Source organism: Dyadobacter sp. CY261 (genome assembly GCF_021440085.1).
In the GTDB taxonomy this organism is placed as follows: domain Bacteria; phylum Bacteroidota; class Bacteroidia; order Cytophagales; family Spirosomataceae; genus Dyadobacter.
The window spans coordinates 343,320-358,223 of sequence record NZ_JAKCPW010000003.1 but is presented as its reverse complement, the minus strand read 5'-3'; the positions used below and the strand labels follow the sequence as shown (position 1 = coordinate 358,223).

Below are 14,904 nucleotides of genomic sequence, written 5' to 3'. Positions count from 1 at the left end.
TGATCCTAAACTGAAAAATTATTGGTGCACCACGTCCACGACGATGTCTTTGTACACCACGTTTTTGTCTGCAATCTGCTGCGCCAATGTGATACCGCGTCCTTCCAGCGCTTTGCGGAAGTCGGAAGGCATTACTTTGACAAACTTCTTGACAGACTCTTCCCAGTTCTGGATCAATTGGAAAGCAATATTGCTGGTTGTGTACTGGAAATGCTTATCCAGGTATTCACGGAGAATACTTTGATCTTCTTCGTTCAATTGTTCCAGCGTTACCATTTCTTTATTCACTTTCTCTTCGAAATTGCCGGCTTTGTCGAGCACGTAAGCTACTCCACCCGACATTCCCGCCGCGAAGTTGCGGCCGGTTTCGCCGAGGATGATCGCCAAACCGCCCGTCATGTATTCGAGACCGTGGTCACCCACACCTTCCACAACCACTTTCGCGCCTGAGTTACGTACGCAGAAGCGCTCGCCCGCCGTTCCGCGGATGTAGGCATCACCCGAAGTAGCACCGTAGAATGCCACATTACCGATGATAATGTTCTCTTCCGGTTTGAATTTCGCGTCGCGGTCGGGGTACACGATCAGTTCTGCACCGCAGAGGCCTTTTCCGAAGTAGTCGTTCGCATCTCCTTCCAGTTCCAGACGGACGCCGGTGGTGTTGAATGCGCCAAAGCTCTGGCCGGCTGTTCCGCGGAATTTGAAATGGACATTGCCCGTTGGCAAGCCCACACCGCCGTATTTCTTAGAAATTTCGTTCGAAAGCATTGTTCCCACCGACCGGTTCAGGTTGTTGATCGGGAATTCCGCGTAAATCTCTTCCTGGCTGTCCAGCGACGGTTTTGCGGAACGGATCAGGTCGATGTCGAGAATGGCGTCGATGCCGTGATCCTGTTCTTCCTGTTTGAATTGCGCTACCGAGAGGTCGCCTTCTTTGTACAGGATCGCGTCGAAGTTCAGGTTTTTATATTTCCAATGTTTAATGTCATTGCGCAGTTCGAGGTATTGCGCCTGACCAACCATTTCATTTACTGTTCTGAAACCAAGCTGTGCCATGATCTCGCGTAGTTCTTCCGCCATGTAGGTAAACATGTTCACCACATGCTCAGGCTTACCCGAGAACAATGCGCGGAGTTCTTTACGCTGCGTGGCCACACCCACCGGGCAGGTGTTCAGATGGCATTTACGCATCATAATACAACCTGCTGCAACCAATGCGGCAGTGGCTACACCCCATTCTTCGGCACCGAGCAATGCGGCGATCGCGAGGTCGCGGCCGGTGCGGAGCTGTCCGTCGGCCTGAACGGTTACCCGTCCGCGCAATTTGTTTCTGACCAACGTCTGGTGCGTTTCGGCCAACCCAAGCTCCCACGGCAGACCCGCGTGGCGGATCGAGCTCAATGGAGAGGCTCCGGTGCCACCGTCGTAACCCGAAATCAGAATGTGGTCGGCATGTGCTTTCGCCACACCGGATGCCACGGTTCCTACACCGGCTTCTGATACCAGTTTCACACTGATACGAGCGGCGCGGTTGGCATTTTTAAGGTCAAAGATCAGCTGGGCCAAATCCTCGATCGAGTAAATGTCGTGGTGAGGAGGAGGTGAGATTAAGCCTACACCCGGCGTCGAGTGACGGGTACGGCCGATCCAGTCGTCCACTTTGAAGCCCGGAAGCTGACCACCTTCGCCCGGTTTTGCACCTTGCGCCGTTTTGATTTGCAATTCACCCGCATTGCTCAGGTAATGGCTCGTTACGCCGAAACGTCCTGATGCCACTTGTTTGATCTGCGAGTTCATGCTGTCGCCGTTCGGCAACTTGTTGTAGCGCAATTCGTCTTCGCCACCTTCACCGGAGTTGGATTTACCGCCAATGCGGTTCATCGCAATGGCCAGCGTCGTGTGCGCTTCCCAGGAAATCGATCCAAAGGACATAGCACCGGTCGCAAAGCGTTTAAATATGTTTTCCACAGGCTCGACTTCTTCCAATGGAATCGCATTGCCTTTTTTGAATCTCAATAATCCGCGCAATGTCAGCGCTTTGTGGCTCTGGTCGTCGATCAGTTTAGAATATTTCTTGAACTGTTCGTAGCTCGCATTGCGGGTCGATTGTTGCAGCAAATGCACAGACTGCGGGTTGAAAATGTGTGCTTCACCCCGTTGTTTCCATTGGTAAACGCCACCCACTTCCAATCTTGGCTTCTGCTCGGCGGTTTCGTGATAAGCCACTTTGTGACGCACCAGAATCTCGCGTGCAATCTCAGGAATGCCCATACCGCTGATCCGCGAGATGGTTCCTGTAAAATATTTGTCGATTACATCTTTATTCAAGCCGACGCATTCGAAGATTTGCGCTCCCTGGTAAGATTGCAGGGTCGAGATTCCCATTTTCGAGAATATCTTCAAAAGCTCCTTGTTAACGGCCTTAATGTAGTTGTAGTGCAGTTTTTCGTCCGTGAACTCGCCTTCAATCATGTTCTTGCGGTTCATGTGCGAAAGCGTTTCGAAGGCCATGTAAGGGCAAATTCCAGCCGCACCGTAACCTATTAATGTCGCTACGTGGTGGGTTTCCCAAACGTCACCCGCTTCTACGAGTAAGCCAACTTTGCCTCTCAATCCTTCGCGGATCAAATGATGGTGTATGGTTGCCGTTGCGAGCAATGAAGGGATCGGCGCGTGGTCGGAGTCGATGGCACGGTCGGAGAGGATGAGGATTTCAAATCCGTCTTCGATCGCATCTACCGCGTAACGGCAGATTCTGTCCAAAGCTCTTTCCAATGCTTTTCCACCTTCGTCGGCGCGGAAGTAGGTATTTATGGTTTTAGCCTGAAAGCCGTCCTTATCCACGAAACGCAGCTTGTCGAATTCTTGCACCGAAAGGATCGGATGCGGTAATGCGATCTGGCGGCAATGTTTTGGTGTTTCCGTCAGAATGTTCTCTGTGCTGCCTACGAACGAGATCAGAGACATGATTGCACGCTCCCGGATCGAGTCGATCGGCGGGTTGGTAACCTGTGCGAAAAGTTGTTTGAAATAGGTTGACAAATGCTGGCTTTGCTCCGAAAGGATTGCCAGCGGAGAGTCTGTACCCATGGACCCGATCGCTTCCATGCCGGTTTGGGCCATGGGTGCGAGGATCATCCGCAGGTCTTCCGAAGTATAACCAAATGCAACCTGACGTTTCAGCAATGCATTGTCGTCGTAAGCGCGATAGGTGCGGATCGGGTGATCGAGCTGGTCTACGTGCAGCTTGTTCTCATCCAGCCATTGCTGGTAAGGCTGCGCGGAGCATATTTGTGATTTGATTTCTTCGTCCGGAATAATGCGGCCTTGCTCCATATCCACGACGAACATCCGTCCGGGTTGCAAGCGACCTTTGGTCACGACGCGTGCCTGGTCTACTTCGAGCACACCCGCTTCGGACGCCATAATGATGGTGTCGTCGTCAAGCACCCAGTAGCGTGACGGACGCAGACCATTCCGGTCGAGCGTGGCGCCTACCATTTTACCGTCGGTGAACGAGATTGATGCAGGGCCGTCCCAGGGCTCCATAATGGCCGCATGGTATTCGTAAAATGCCTTGCGTTCCGGGTCCATCTGGTCGTTGCCGTCCCATGCTTCCGGAACGAGCATCATCATTACATGCGGCAATGAGCGACCCGAAAGGTGCAGCAATTCAATGGCATTATCCAGGTTGGCGGAGTCGGACTGGTTCCTGTCGCAAATCGGCAGGAGCAGGTCCATTTCTTCTTTTGTAAAGTATTCCGATTCAAATGACTTTTCCCCGGCGCGGATCCAGTTCACATTTCCTTTAACGGTGTTGATCTCGCCATTGTGCGCGATGTAGCGGAATGGCTGGGCCAGCTCCCACGATGGGAATGTGTTGGTTGAGAAACGGGAATGCACTACCGCCAATGCAGATACGACAGACTCGTTCTCCAAATCGGGGAAGTAGTATTTCAGTTGGGCAGTGGTAAGCTGTCCTTTATAGGAGATGGTGCGGCATGAAAGCGAAGAGTAATAGAACTTCGCGCCGCCTTTCACAGTGTCTTTGATCAAACGGGTGGATACCTGGCGCAGAATGAACAGCTTACGTTCAAATGCCATATCGTCCGTAATGTCGTCCGGACGTTTGATAAACACCTGCTCCACCGCTGGTTCAACGGAAAGCGAGCCTTCACCCAGGGTGTTGTTCAGGGTAGGGACCTTGCGGTAGCCGAGCAATTGCAGGCCCAGCTTCTTGATCTTTCGGTTCAGGATGTCCCGGCACTCTTCCCGTACGATCTCATCGCCCGGGAAAAAGATCATCCCCACACCGTATTCACCCGCACCCGGCAGATGAAACCCTAATTTGGTAGATTCTTCAACAAAGAATTCATGTGGGATCTGAATTAAAATACCAGCACCGTCACCGGTGTTAGGGTCAAAACCAGTTGCACCTCTATGCTCCATCCTTTCAAGCATGTGAATGGCATCTGCCACGATCTGGTGCGACTTACGACCCTTGATGTTAGCCCGGAAACCGATTCCACATGCATCATGCTCAAATTCCGGGCGGTACAGTCCCTGATTTTCTACCATTTGTTCAGACATTTGCGACATTTATCGAATTGTAGAGTAATTAACAAATTCGTAATTAGAATTTGTTTAAATAAGCACTTTAAAAGGAAAGCGAAACCCCCAGTGTGTGATGAATTGGGTAAAGCCACGCAAGATAATCATAAAAAATATTTGGCTTAATATGCGAATGGCAAAATTTTCTACCACTAATATGCATTTGGTCGATTAGTTACAATTATTATAGAAATATTGATAGTAGTGTAACAGATTGCCTTATTGATTGCCATTTTCGAAGGTCGGAGAGGTCATTTTCGGTGCCTTGGAGGATTACAAAAAGCGCCTAAGGAAAATATAAAAAGTGTGGGAATGACATCAAAAAACGCCCCGCGGTATTTTGGCGGGACGTTTTCATAACAGGCTGAAAAATTATACAATTCAAATATCAGGGCTCTTTGGATTCGCTCACGCCCTCGTAATCTTCATCATCATAATCGTCATCGCCGGCACCAAATTCATTTTCAAGACTGTGCATGAAAACGGCATCGATCGCTTCCTCTTTTGTAGGCAAAACGGTGAGATCAGGAATGCGTAAATCCTCCAAAAGATCGATGAAATCGTCATCGCGCGTCACGATTGCGAGCATGCCAAGGTCGTTTACACAGAGGCGGTTTACTTTCTTTAATGTAATGATTCCCGCTGCATCCAGTGACTTGACGGTCTGCATATTCACGATCAGGCTGTGATAGCCTTCCCGGAAGAGCGAGCGGGCTGTTTCTTCGAAAGAAGCGGGTACATCCCCGGCGAAAGCGGCTTCCTCGGTTTCGATGTAAACGTATTGTTCTTTCTTTTCCAGTTTAAAATCCATTTCGGTTGTCGTTTTGTGCAACAAGTGTTTTGTATAGATAGATACGCCAGGATGTTATGCCAATGCGCGCAGCACTGCTTTTTCGATTCTTTCCAGCGGGTGGTCCAGATTGTTTTTCTGAAATTTCATCCCCGTTACCTGCTCGAACAACTCAATGTAACGTTCGGAGATCGAAGCAACTTTTTCATCGGTCATTTCAGGGACGGTCTGGCCGTCTTTACCCTGAAAACCATTTTCGATCAGCCATTCCCTCACAAACTCCTTGCTAAGCTGCTTCTGTGCGATTCCGGCGCGCTGATTTTCTTCATAAGTGTCTTTGTAGAAGTACCGCGAGGAATCAGGGGTATGGATTTCGTCGATCAAATAAATCGTGCCATCCAATTGCCCAAACTCATATTTGGTGTCCACCAGGATAAGCCCCTGATCTGCCGCCATTTCAGTCCCTTTTGCGAACAAGGCGAGTGTATAGCGTTCCAGGTGCTCATATTCGTCTTCGCTTACAAGGCCCTGTGCAAGGATTTCCGCTCTTGAAATATCCTCGTCGTGGCCTTCATGCGCCTTGGTTGTGGGGGTAATGATTGGCTGGGGTAGCTTGTCGTTCTCTTTCAAACCGTCGGGCAAGGCCACACCGCATACTTCGCGTTTTCCCGACTTATATTCCCGCCACGCATGGCCAGCCAGGTAACCCCGCACCACCATTTCCACCGGGTAAGCCTGGCATTTGATACCGATGCTCACATTGGGATCGGGCACTTCTTCGAGCCAGTTGGGCACGATGTCGGAAGTGGCGTTCAGGAAATGTGCGGCGATCTGGTTCAAAACCTGGCCTTTATAAGGAATGGCGCGCGGCAGGATCACGTCGAATGCAGAAATGCGATCGGTAGCGATCATGACGAGGCGTTGGTCGAACGAGTAAACGTCACGGACCTTCCCCTTATAAAAGGCGGTCTGGCCGGGAAACTGGAAGTTGGTTGCTGGTATGCTGTTCATTAGATTATGGATAAAATCACCATTCGATTTCGCTTTTTTGTCCGGGCTTCTGATTGTATTGCTTGCGCCGGAGCTGGTAAATATATTGGGATTCGTTCGATTTCATGGCATCGAGAATGGCCCTGGCCTGCTCTTCGGTCATGTTCATCGCCCTAAGACTTTTCAATAACTCTTCCTTTTTAAAATCCTCCGTCACCTCCCGTGATTCCTTCGGTGGTTCGGGCGGAGTTTGTGGCTGGCTTTGCGTATTACTCTGCTGTTCCGACCGCCTTTTCCGTGTCGTCAGGTCCGAAGGCTGGTCTACGCCCGAAAAGCTCTTTTTGAGGATGATATAGTTGTTTCTCGCCAGTGCATTGCCGGGTTCGAGCCGGAGCGCAGTTCTCAGGTTGGTGAGCGCGCTGGCCGTGTCTTTTTTATTTACCAGAATCAATGCGATCTGCGCATTGGCAACGGATGCAATGCCGCTATTGTCGATATCGCTCAGCAGGCGGTAATGTTTCAAAGCCTGTTTGTAATCGCCTGTTTTATATAGTGAATGGGCGAGGTTCAATCTTGCGGCGGGATCAGAAAAGAGCGAGCCGTAAGTGATCTGGTAATATAGATCAGCGGATTTGGAATATTCCTTACTCTTAAATGCCTGTTCGGCATCGAGCTTTCGCTGGTTAGCCTTGGTAATGGAATCGAAAGTCCGGTTATCCCAAAGCCAAAGCAGGACATAAAGGATCAAAGACGTCATATCGGTTCACATTGGCGTGCAAAAATAGGGAATTGCGCTTAGAGTCGAAACGTCCCGATGGTAATTAGTACGTCCAGCAGGATTAGAATCAATGCCGCACCAAGGAAATAATAGTACTTGTTACTCACGACGGTGATCGTCCGCGAGTCTACCAATGCACCTTCGGCCTGGTTGATATCGCTGATGAGCTTCGGAATATCATTTTTTGAATTATTAAGCTCATAATAGGAGCCGCGCGATGAATTGGCTATACCGTGGAGGAAATTTTCGTCGAGCTTGCTAATCACCAGTTTGTCGTTTTTGTCCATCAGGGGCTTGCCGTTGTGCTGTATGCTGATGCCCACCTTCGTGCCCACTGCCACCGAATATACCCCGATGCCAAAGCGCCTGAGGTTATTAAAAACCGAATTGCTGCATCCTGTGCTGTTTTCGCCATCGGTAAAGAGCACCATCATCTTGGCCCGGCTTGTGGGGTCGGCGGTGTTCATGAGCTTATTGTAAGCCGTTTCAATCGCGCCACACACGTTGGTGCCATTCGTCGGCAACAGGTCTGTTTGTAGGGATTGTATGAAAAGTTCAAGCGCAGCCACGTCATATGTAAGCGGGACGTGAATGTATGCGTCATTTGAGAAAATGATAATGCCAATCCGGTTGGCCCGCTCATTCTCGATGAAACGGTTGAGTTCAAACTTTACTTTTTCGAGCCTAGAAGGTGTCACATCCGCCGCGTCCATGGATTTGGAAAGATCTACCACCATAAAGATGTCCTTTCCCTTGGCCTGGATGTCGCGCTCGGCCTCACCAAACGACGGCCCAAGGAGACTGATGATCAAAAGTGAAAAGGTGATGCTGCGAAGAAACAGTTTAATGATCAGTGTCCGGGCAGTAGTTTGAAGCTGCCGGGCTATCCTGACAGTTCGGATAATGTAGGCGGTGTAGGCAAAAATGAAAAAAAATATAAAAAAATATTCAGTGCTCTCAAAGGGGTAATTCCAGTTCATAATGAACGTATTGGGGTAATTTAAACTTTGCCAAAAATAGGCATTTCAGGCTTCTGGTGAAGTTTTTTTATTGAAATGTTTGCATTTCTGAAAACGAACCCCCTATATTTGCAACCCAGAACGGAAAGAAGGAGGGATGGGTGAGTGGCTGAAACCAGTAGTTTGCTAAACTGCCGTACTCGCAAGGGTACCGCGGGTTCGAATCCCGCTTCCTCTACACCTTTTCTGAACGTTTGAAATAATGGGTTCTTTCTTAAAGTAGAAAGAGAATTCTCGGGGAGTGGCGCAGCCCGGTAGCGCATCTGGTTTGGGACCAGAGGGTCGCAGGTTCGAATCCTGTCTCCCCGACATGAATGAAAAAAATAAGATAGGAGGGCATCTGGTTTGGGGCCAGAGGGTCGCAGACGGTGGACCGCTACCGTTCCAACTTCCGTCTCACCGATAAAAGCAAAACAGGCAGTAAGCCGTATGCAGTAAACCTGCACTGCTGACTGCCTGTTTTTTTTGAACGAAGTATTAAAATAATTCCAGGTCCCGTAGCTCAGTTGGATAGAGCAACTGCCTTCTAAGCAGTAGGTCTTTGGTTCGAATCCAAACGGGATCACTTGAATGTCAAGCACTTGCATTTTTTTGCAAGTGCTTTTTTTATGTCGAAATGTTGCCGGCTCGATCGGAGGGCGCGATAAGGAATCAAAAAAAAGATTCTTGCTGTGACAAATCCGCTAATTTCAATACTAATCTATCGAATGGCATTTAAGCGACGAAACTCATGTCTCTCGAAAAGGAATTTATAAAAACTGTTCAGGTTAATACTGGGATCATTAATAGCATTTGCCGGACCTATTTCCCCGCGGCGGATGATTTTAAAGATGCCAGACAAGATGTGATCTTACAGCTCTGGCGTTCCTTCCCGACATTTCGTGGTACATCCAAGATCAGCACCTGGATATACAAAGTTACCCTTAACACGATCCTGACGAAACGGAAAAATGATCAGAACCTCGGTGCTCATGAGCCTATATCACAGACTCATCTGGACGAACTTTCATTCGATCTCGCCCCCACTGCGGATGATAAGCAAATATTTGCCTGGCTGGTTGGCAGCCTTGACGACTGCGACAAAGCGATTGTGATGCTTTGGGCGGAAGGGTATGGCAATAAAGAAATCGCCTTGATGCTCGACCTCTCAGCAACCAACGTAAGCACGAGGCTAAACCGATTGAAGTGCAGACTTAAAGACTATTATTTCCATGAACATCGATGATCTTAAAAGGGCCTGGGAGTTGCAAAAGCAGCATGAAGGCTTTCCGCTTATTTTAGAAGAAGATATTCTGGGGGCAATACAGCATGACCTTGCTAGCCGGTCGAAAGTTCGCAGGCTCGTTTATAACATGTCGTCATTTTTGTTTTTGCTGATCTTTTGTCAAACATGCTGAACTACATCGTTTGGAACATCAGGCCGGAAGTGTTCTCCTTTCTGGACGTGCCGCGCTGGTATGGAGTGTTTTGGGCAATAGGCGTTTTTCTAAGTATTTCGGTCGGTACATACATCTTCAAGGCTGAAAAACGTCCGAATGGCGAAATAGATAAACTAGCTATTTACCTCATCATTGGCACGTTACTTGGTGCAAGGTTAGGGCATATCCTGTTCTACGCCCCGTTATACTATTGGCAGCATCCCATCGAAATATTGCCCGTTTCGCTTACACCCGCATTCCATTTTACAGGCCTTGCCGGGCTGGCCAGCCACGGAGGCGGAATAGGCTTAATCACCGCAACGTTCATTTATGCCAGACAAAACAGGTTGAATTTCCTTTGGCTGCTAGACCGGATTGCCATTGTAGCCCCGCTTTGCGGAGTATTTATCCGTTTGGGTAACTTAATAAACTCCGAGATGGTAGGGATACCCTCGACTATGCCATGGGCTTTCGTATTCACAAATATTGATAGTATCCCAAGACATCCGGCTCAGTTGTATGAAGCAATTTACTGTGCCTTGCTATTCGTGGTCATGTATTATTTGTGGCACAATAAGCGGACCGATTGGCCAAATGGCATACTGTTTGGGCTAATGCTGACGATTCTTTTTTCGCTCCGGTTTATAGACGAATATTTCAAAGTAAACCAGGAAAGCTTCGAAAACGATATGGTGCTTAATATGGGACAGCTGCTTAGTATTCCTTTTATTGTAGTAGGTATTGTGATTGTTGCATCGAAGTTCCACATCCCTCACAAGGGAAGTTGAATGCGGATTTAATAAAAGCCAAGGTGTTTAACTCAGCGATTTCCATGCTGTAACGGCCCGCATGTTAATGGCCTGGCTTACTCCCTGATCCAAAGTATCCCGTTCCTGATCCGAAACCTTGTCAGCTCACCCTCGTCCATCAGCTTTTGCAGGAAAGCGTCGCTTTCAGAGCGGGGAGTTTCTGATAGCTCAGAAAATTCACGCGATGTAAGGGTGTTGTACTTGGAAAACAAGCTTTTCCAATCTGTATCAACGTCTTTCCTGGTTAATGTCGGCAACAGGTTGTGTAAGGCAGCTTCAAAAATTGGGTAAGGTTTTGTGCCATATATTTTTTCCTGTTCTCCTTTTTGGTTTATAAAAAACAGGGTCGGAAAGCCCCGCACGCCTAGTTGCGCAGCCAGGTCAAGGTCCCCTTTGAAAAGCTCCCTGGCATCCCCTCTGTAACTGTTTTCAAATTGCGTTATGTCCAGCCCGACCATACCCGCCGCCGCTTTCAGATTTTCCCATTTGGTGATATTGATCTTTTTGAGAAACACCATTTCCCGGAGTTCGCGAAGGAAACGGATGGCTTTATCCTGGCCCTGCAATTGCGCCGCCTTAAAGGCAACCGATGGCGGATAAGAGGAATGAAGCGGATCTTCCAGCCATACGTCACCGTCAATGGGCATATCGTAATGCACGCTAACTTCGTCCCAATGCCCGGCCACATCGGAGGGCTTGCTGATGCCTCCACTGTTGTAAGTCCAGTCTGGCAAGAGGCCACCCATCCGGTATTCGATCTCGAAATGCTGGCTGTATTCGAGTTTGAGCTTCCGTAGTTGGGGTTCAATGCCCCAACAGGACGAGCATATCGGGTCAGTAAAATAGATGATCCTGACTGGCTTACCTGCATCAGGTAGTACATTGCCGTCGGCGGTTGATGGAGAGCCGGGCATTTCACAAATGCCTGATTCGACATCACACAGAAGTGGGTTACTGTTTGCTATTGTCATGAGAGATGAATTTTCGGCATTTCAAATGCCTTTTCGCAACAAATTTCGTCACAGCCTCGCAAGCAGTCAATTAGTCAAAAATTCTTGACCATTGGCAGAAGGGATCTGTTTGTTTTAGTTTGTTGATAATCAACTTAATAACTGAGATAGTTAATTTATGGATAAAAAAACCGGTCGAATCGAGTAACTTTTGACCGCGGTACTTAACATGGAACCGCATCCGGCTATATATGGAAGAGATAGAAAGCGACCCGGCCCAATGTCCGGTGGAGGGTTTGTTGAAACAATTGTCGGGCAAGTGGAAGCCGCAGATATTCAGGATGGCATTAGCTGGTCCTGTGCGCTTTAATGCGCTTTTGCGGGTATTGGAAGGTTCAAGTAAGCAGGCGATAGCCGTGGCATTGAAAGAAATGGAGCAGCAAAATCTGATTGATAAGAAAGTGATCAAATTGAAGCCGCTCCATATCGAATATACGCTTTCGGAAAGAGGAAAGTCGCTGGTCGTAATTTTCAGGCAGTTAGAGCATTTGGTGTAAGTTTTAAGTAACTACCATTGGCAGTCCAATTTACAATGATACCGCTTTTGAATTGCTACCTGTTTTTGCGATTCTCCAGAAATTGGATACAACTCTCCGGAAACTGGCTACTCCGGGCTGTGGGCGAGGGGATACCTTTGCAACAGTAAAAAAACGGAAATTATGGATAGCATCAAAAAAATCAGCCTAGGAAGCCAGGGCTTGGTAGTGCCTCAATTGGGATTAGGTTGCATGGGTATGACGGGCATGGCCCATATGGACATTTATGGCAAAGCCGACGAACAGGAAGCGATCGCCACGATCCACCGATCGCTAGAACTGGGCGGTAATTTTCTGGACACGGCCGATCTGTATGGCCCGCTCGTCAACGAACGCCTCATTGCCAAAGCCATCAAAGGCCACCGGAATGACTACATTGTTGCCACCAAATTTGGGTGGGAAATAGATGATAACGAGCAGATCACCTGGCAATTCAACGGGCGGAAAGAATATGTGAGGAAAGCGGTGGAACGGTCGCTGAAAAATCTTGGTACCGACTATATCGACCTTTATTACCTGCATCGCGTTGATCCGCAAACACCCGTTGAGGAAACCGTCGAAGCGATGGCGGAGCTTGTAAGAGAAGGGAAGGTGGGCTATATCGGATTGTCCGAAGTATCGTCGGAAACGATCAGGCGAGCGCATGCCGTGCATCCGGTAACCGCGGTGCAATCGGAGTATTCGCTATTCGAGCGTTCGGTAGAAGAAATGGGCATTCTGCAAACGCTGGTTGAGCTCGGTATTGGGTTCGTTGCCTACTCGCCGCTCGGGAGAGGGTTCATTTCAGGTGAATTGAAGAGTGCGGAAGACCTCCCAGCCGACGATTTCAGACGAAGTATTCCCCGCTTTCAGGGAGAGCAATTCCAGAAGAACCTCGATTTGCTGCAAGAAATCCAACAAATGGCCGCGGAAAAGCAGATCACTTCTTCACAACTCGCCATTGCATGGGTGCTGGAAAAAGGCCACGCCGCAATCCCGGGTACAAAACGCCGAAAATACCTCGAACAGAATATCGAAGCCGCTGCAATCGGGCTGAGTGGTGAAGATATCGCCCGGCTGGAAGCCATTATTCCTCTCGGTACAGATACCGGCGACCGGTATGACCAGTTCGGAATGGCGGCGGTTAACCAGTAACAATCCGCACAGGCGACCACCGGCTGCCTGTGCGTTTTACCATATTTGACCCGAAATGAAAAAGCAATCGCCGTCTATCGTCCGCTCTGTCTCGGAACAGCACCGAATCCTTGGTCTGCCCAGGCCGAGCCATCCGTTGGTGAGTGTGTTCAACTTTGAGGACATGAATCATGATCATGCCGATTTTGGCGTAGAAACGCTCATTATGGATATGTACTGCATATCCCTGAAACGGGATGTTGTCGGCAAGATACGCTATGGGCAGGGGTATTTTGATTTTGATGAAGGGATCATGTTCTGTACCGGACCAGGGCAGGTGGTGAGCAATATCAGCGACAATCACCGGCCATCTGGCTGGTGCGTGGTTTTTCATCCCGATTTTATCCGTCGGCACCCGTTAAGCCTTAAAATAAAAGGTTATGGATTTTTCGGCTATGAGGTGAACGAAGCATTGCACCTTTCCGAAAAGGAAGAAGAGCTGATCGTTTCGGTGATTAAAATGCTGTTGCATGAATTGAATTCAAATATTGATTCGTACAGTGAGCAGGTTATCGTGGCGCATCTTGAACTGCTACTAAGCTATGCTGAGCGGTTTTATAACAGGCAGTTCATTACCCGTAAACCTGTTAACAATGATGTTTTACTGAAACTGGAAAACCTATTGTCAGCCTATTTCAATAGTGAAAAACTAGTTGAGCAAGGTTTGCCTACCGTAAACTACATTGCCGACTCCTTGCATTTTTCGGACAGTTATCTCAGTGATTTACTGAAAAACCTCACTGGGCAGAATACTCAGCAACATATTCACCATTATGTGATTGAAAAGGCCAAGGAATTGCTCGCAAGCACCAATTTGTCTGTAGCTGAAATCGCATTCAGACTGGGGTTCGGTTTCCCGCAGTCTTTCAATAAATTGTTCAAGAATAAAACGCAGGTGACGCCGCTACAATATCGACAATCGTTCAATTAGGTTCTTACAAGCTTACAAATGGCCTAGATTTGGGATTTGACAGGCTAAAATTACAGTGAGAGCCGTAAATTTGCCATCGAAATACCAATATTAAATGAAACAAATCCTTGATAATCCGGTCTGGTACGCGCTCCGAGCTCATAACCATGCGTTAGGGCAGGTGAGCGGCGGTTCGGCCTATTTTCAGCCCGAAGTTTCCCCGTTTGTAGCTGTGGAAGGCCATGCCTTGGAGGGGTTACCCGCATTGCACCAGGCTATTCCTTTTGGCAATAATGTGATATTTGTGAGTAATGAAAACGTGGAGATTCCACTTCCATGGAAGTTGCTGGCGGCGATACCCGGCTATCAAATGCTCTACAAAGGGCCGGACTTTCCGGCGCCGGAAGGACCGGTCACCATTCCCCTGACAACGGATCACGTTCCCGAAATGATCGCATTGACCAGCCAGACCAACCCTGGCCCGTTCTCCACCGAAACGATTCGTTTCGGCCATTATGAAGGTGTTTTCGACAATGCGAGGCTCGTGGCAATGGCAGGCCAGCGAATGCACCCGGAAGGGCATGCGGAAATCAGCGCCGTTTGTACGCATCCTGATCATTTGGGCAAAGGCTATGCGCGGCATTTGTTGCTACGGCAGGTCAATCGCATCCAGCAAAACGGGGAAATGCCTTTCCTGCACGTAAAAGCGGATAATGCACGTGCGATCGGCGTTTACGAATCGCTGGGATTTGAAATTCGCACGGAAATTTATTTTTATGTATTGAAAAAGAATCCTGACTGAAATAAGCGCGAGAGGCCGATCCTGTGCAGGGCAACTTTTGGGCATCGGCCTGTGAGCT

The 14,904-nt window shown here is 48.7% G+C and carries 12 protein-coding genes and 3 tRNA genes; 9 read left to right on the top strand and 6 right to left on the bottom strand.

Annotation, left to right across the window (positions count from 1 at the left end; all coding sequences use genetic code 11):
* Positions 1 to 18: 18 nt before the first annotated feature.
* From gltB to LZD49_RS11435, 5 genes are all read right to left on the bottom strand, one after another.
* On the bottom strand, positions 19 to 4,599 hold the full coding sequence (gene gltB, locus LZD49_RS11455; RefSeq protein ID WP_234667486.1) for a glutamate synthase large subunit: 4,581 nt from the start codon (positions 4,597 to 4,599) through the stop codon (positions 19 to 21).
* A 400-nt stretch (positions 4,600 to 4,999) separates the two neighbouring features.
* A complete protein-coding gene (locus LZD49_RS11450; protein ID WP_234667485.1) occupies positions 5,000 to 5,422 on the bottom strand; it encodes an STAS domain-containing protein in 423 nt (140 codons plus the stop codon).
* 54 nt (positions 5,423 to 5,476) lie between these two features.
* Positions 5,477 to 6,412: a phosphoribosylaminoimidazolesuccinocarboxamide synthase gene (locus LZD49_RS11445; protein WP_234667484.1), complete on the bottom strand. Its 936-nt coding sequence runs from the start codon at positions 6,410 to 6,412 to the stop codon at positions 5,477 to 5,479.
* Positions 6,413 to 6,428: 16 nt separating this feature from the next.
* Positions 6,429 to 7,148 carry a tetratricopeptide repeat protein gene (locus LZD49_RS11440; RefSeq protein WP_234667483.1) on the bottom strand — a complete coding sequence of 240 codons (720 nt, stop codon included), beginning with the start codon at positions 7,146 to 7,148 and terminating at the stop codon, positions 6,429 to 6,431.
* 38 nt (positions 7,149 to 7,186) lie between these two features.
* A complete protein-coding gene (locus LZD49_RS11435; protein ID WP_234667482.1) occupies positions 7,187 to 8,149 on the bottom strand; it encodes a VWA domain-containing protein in 963 nt (320 codons plus the stop codon).
* 130 nt (positions 8,150 to 8,279) lie between these two features.
* Here LZD49_RS11435 and LZD49_RS11430 point away from each other — a divergent pair.
* The 5 genes from LZD49_RS11430 to lgt all read left to right on the top strand — a co-directional run bounded on the left by LZD49_RS11430 (position 8,280) and on the right by lgt (position 10,394).
* Positions 8,280 to 8,366, top strand: a tRNA-Ser gene (locus tag LZD49_RS11430).
* 57 nt (positions 8,367 to 8,423) lie between these two features.
* Positions 8,424 to 8,497, top strand: a tRNA-Pro gene (locus LZD49_RS11425).
* A gap of 182 nt (positions 8,498 to 8,679) precedes the next feature.
* Positions 8,680 to 8,753: transfer RNA gene (locus tag LZD49_RS11420), tRNA-Arg, on the top strand.
* Between the two features lie 165 nt (positions 8,754 to 8,918).
* Positions 8,919 to 9,413: an RNA polymerase sigma factor gene (locus LZD49_RS11415; RefSeq protein ID WP_234667481.1), complete on the top strand. Its 495-nt coding sequence runs from the start codon at positions 8,919 to 8,921 to the stop codon at positions 9,411 to 9,413.
* A gap of 165 nt (positions 9,414 to 9,578) precedes the next feature.
* On the top strand, positions 9,579 to 10,394 hold the full coding sequence (gene lgt, locus LZD49_RS11410; protein ID WP_234667480.1) for a prolipoprotein diacylglyceryl transferase: 816 nt from the start codon (positions 9,579 to 9,581) through the stop codon (positions 10,392 to 10,394).
* Positions 10,395 to 10,471: 77 nt separating this feature from the next.
* Here lgt and LZD49_RS11405 read toward each other — a convergent pair whose 3' ends face one another.
* Positions 10,472 to 11,386 carry a ClpXP adapter SpxH family protein gene (locus LZD49_RS11405; protein ID WP_234667479.1) on the bottom strand — a complete coding sequence of 305 codons (915 nt, stop codon included), beginning with the start codon at positions 11,384 to 11,386 and terminating at the stop codon, positions 10,472 to 10,474.
* Between the two features lie 230 nt (positions 11,387 to 11,616).
* Between LZD49_RS11405 and LZD49_RS11400 the strand changes: the two genes are divergently transcribed.
* The 4 genes from LZD49_RS11400 to LZD49_RS11385 all read left to right on the top strand — a co-directional run bounded on the left by LZD49_RS11400 (position 11,617) and on the right by LZD49_RS11385 (position 14,846).
* The gene (locus tag LZD49_RS11400; protein WP_234667478.1) at positions 11,617 to 11,922 is read left to right on the top strand and encodes a helix-turn-helix domain-containing protein; all 306 of its coding nucleotides are present in this window, start codon (positions 11,617 to 11,619) and stop codon (positions 11,920 to 11,922) included.
* A 162-nt stretch (positions 11,923 to 12,084) separates the two neighbouring features.
* The gene (locus LZD49_RS11395) at positions 12,085 to 13,095 is read left to right on the top strand and encodes an aldo/keto reductase (protein WP_234667477.1); all 1,011 of its coding nucleotides are present in this window, start codon (positions 12,085 to 12,087) and stop codon (positions 13,093 to 13,095) included.
* Positions 13,096 to 13,150: 55 nt separating this feature from the next.
* Positions 13,151 to 14,065, top strand: coding sequence for an AraC family transcriptional regulator (locus tag LZD49_RS11390; protein WP_234667476.1), 915 nt, complete (start codon positions 13,151 to 13,153; stop codon positions 14,063 to 14,065).
* Positions 14,066 to 14,159: 94 nt separating this feature from the next.
* Positions 14,160 to 14,846, top strand: a complete 687-nt coding sequence (locus LZD49_RS11385; protein WP_234667475.1) for a GNAT family N-acetyltransferase — start codon at positions 14,160 to 14,162, stop codon at positions 14,844 to 14,846.
* Positions 14,847 to 14,904 lie beyond the last annotated feature (58 nt).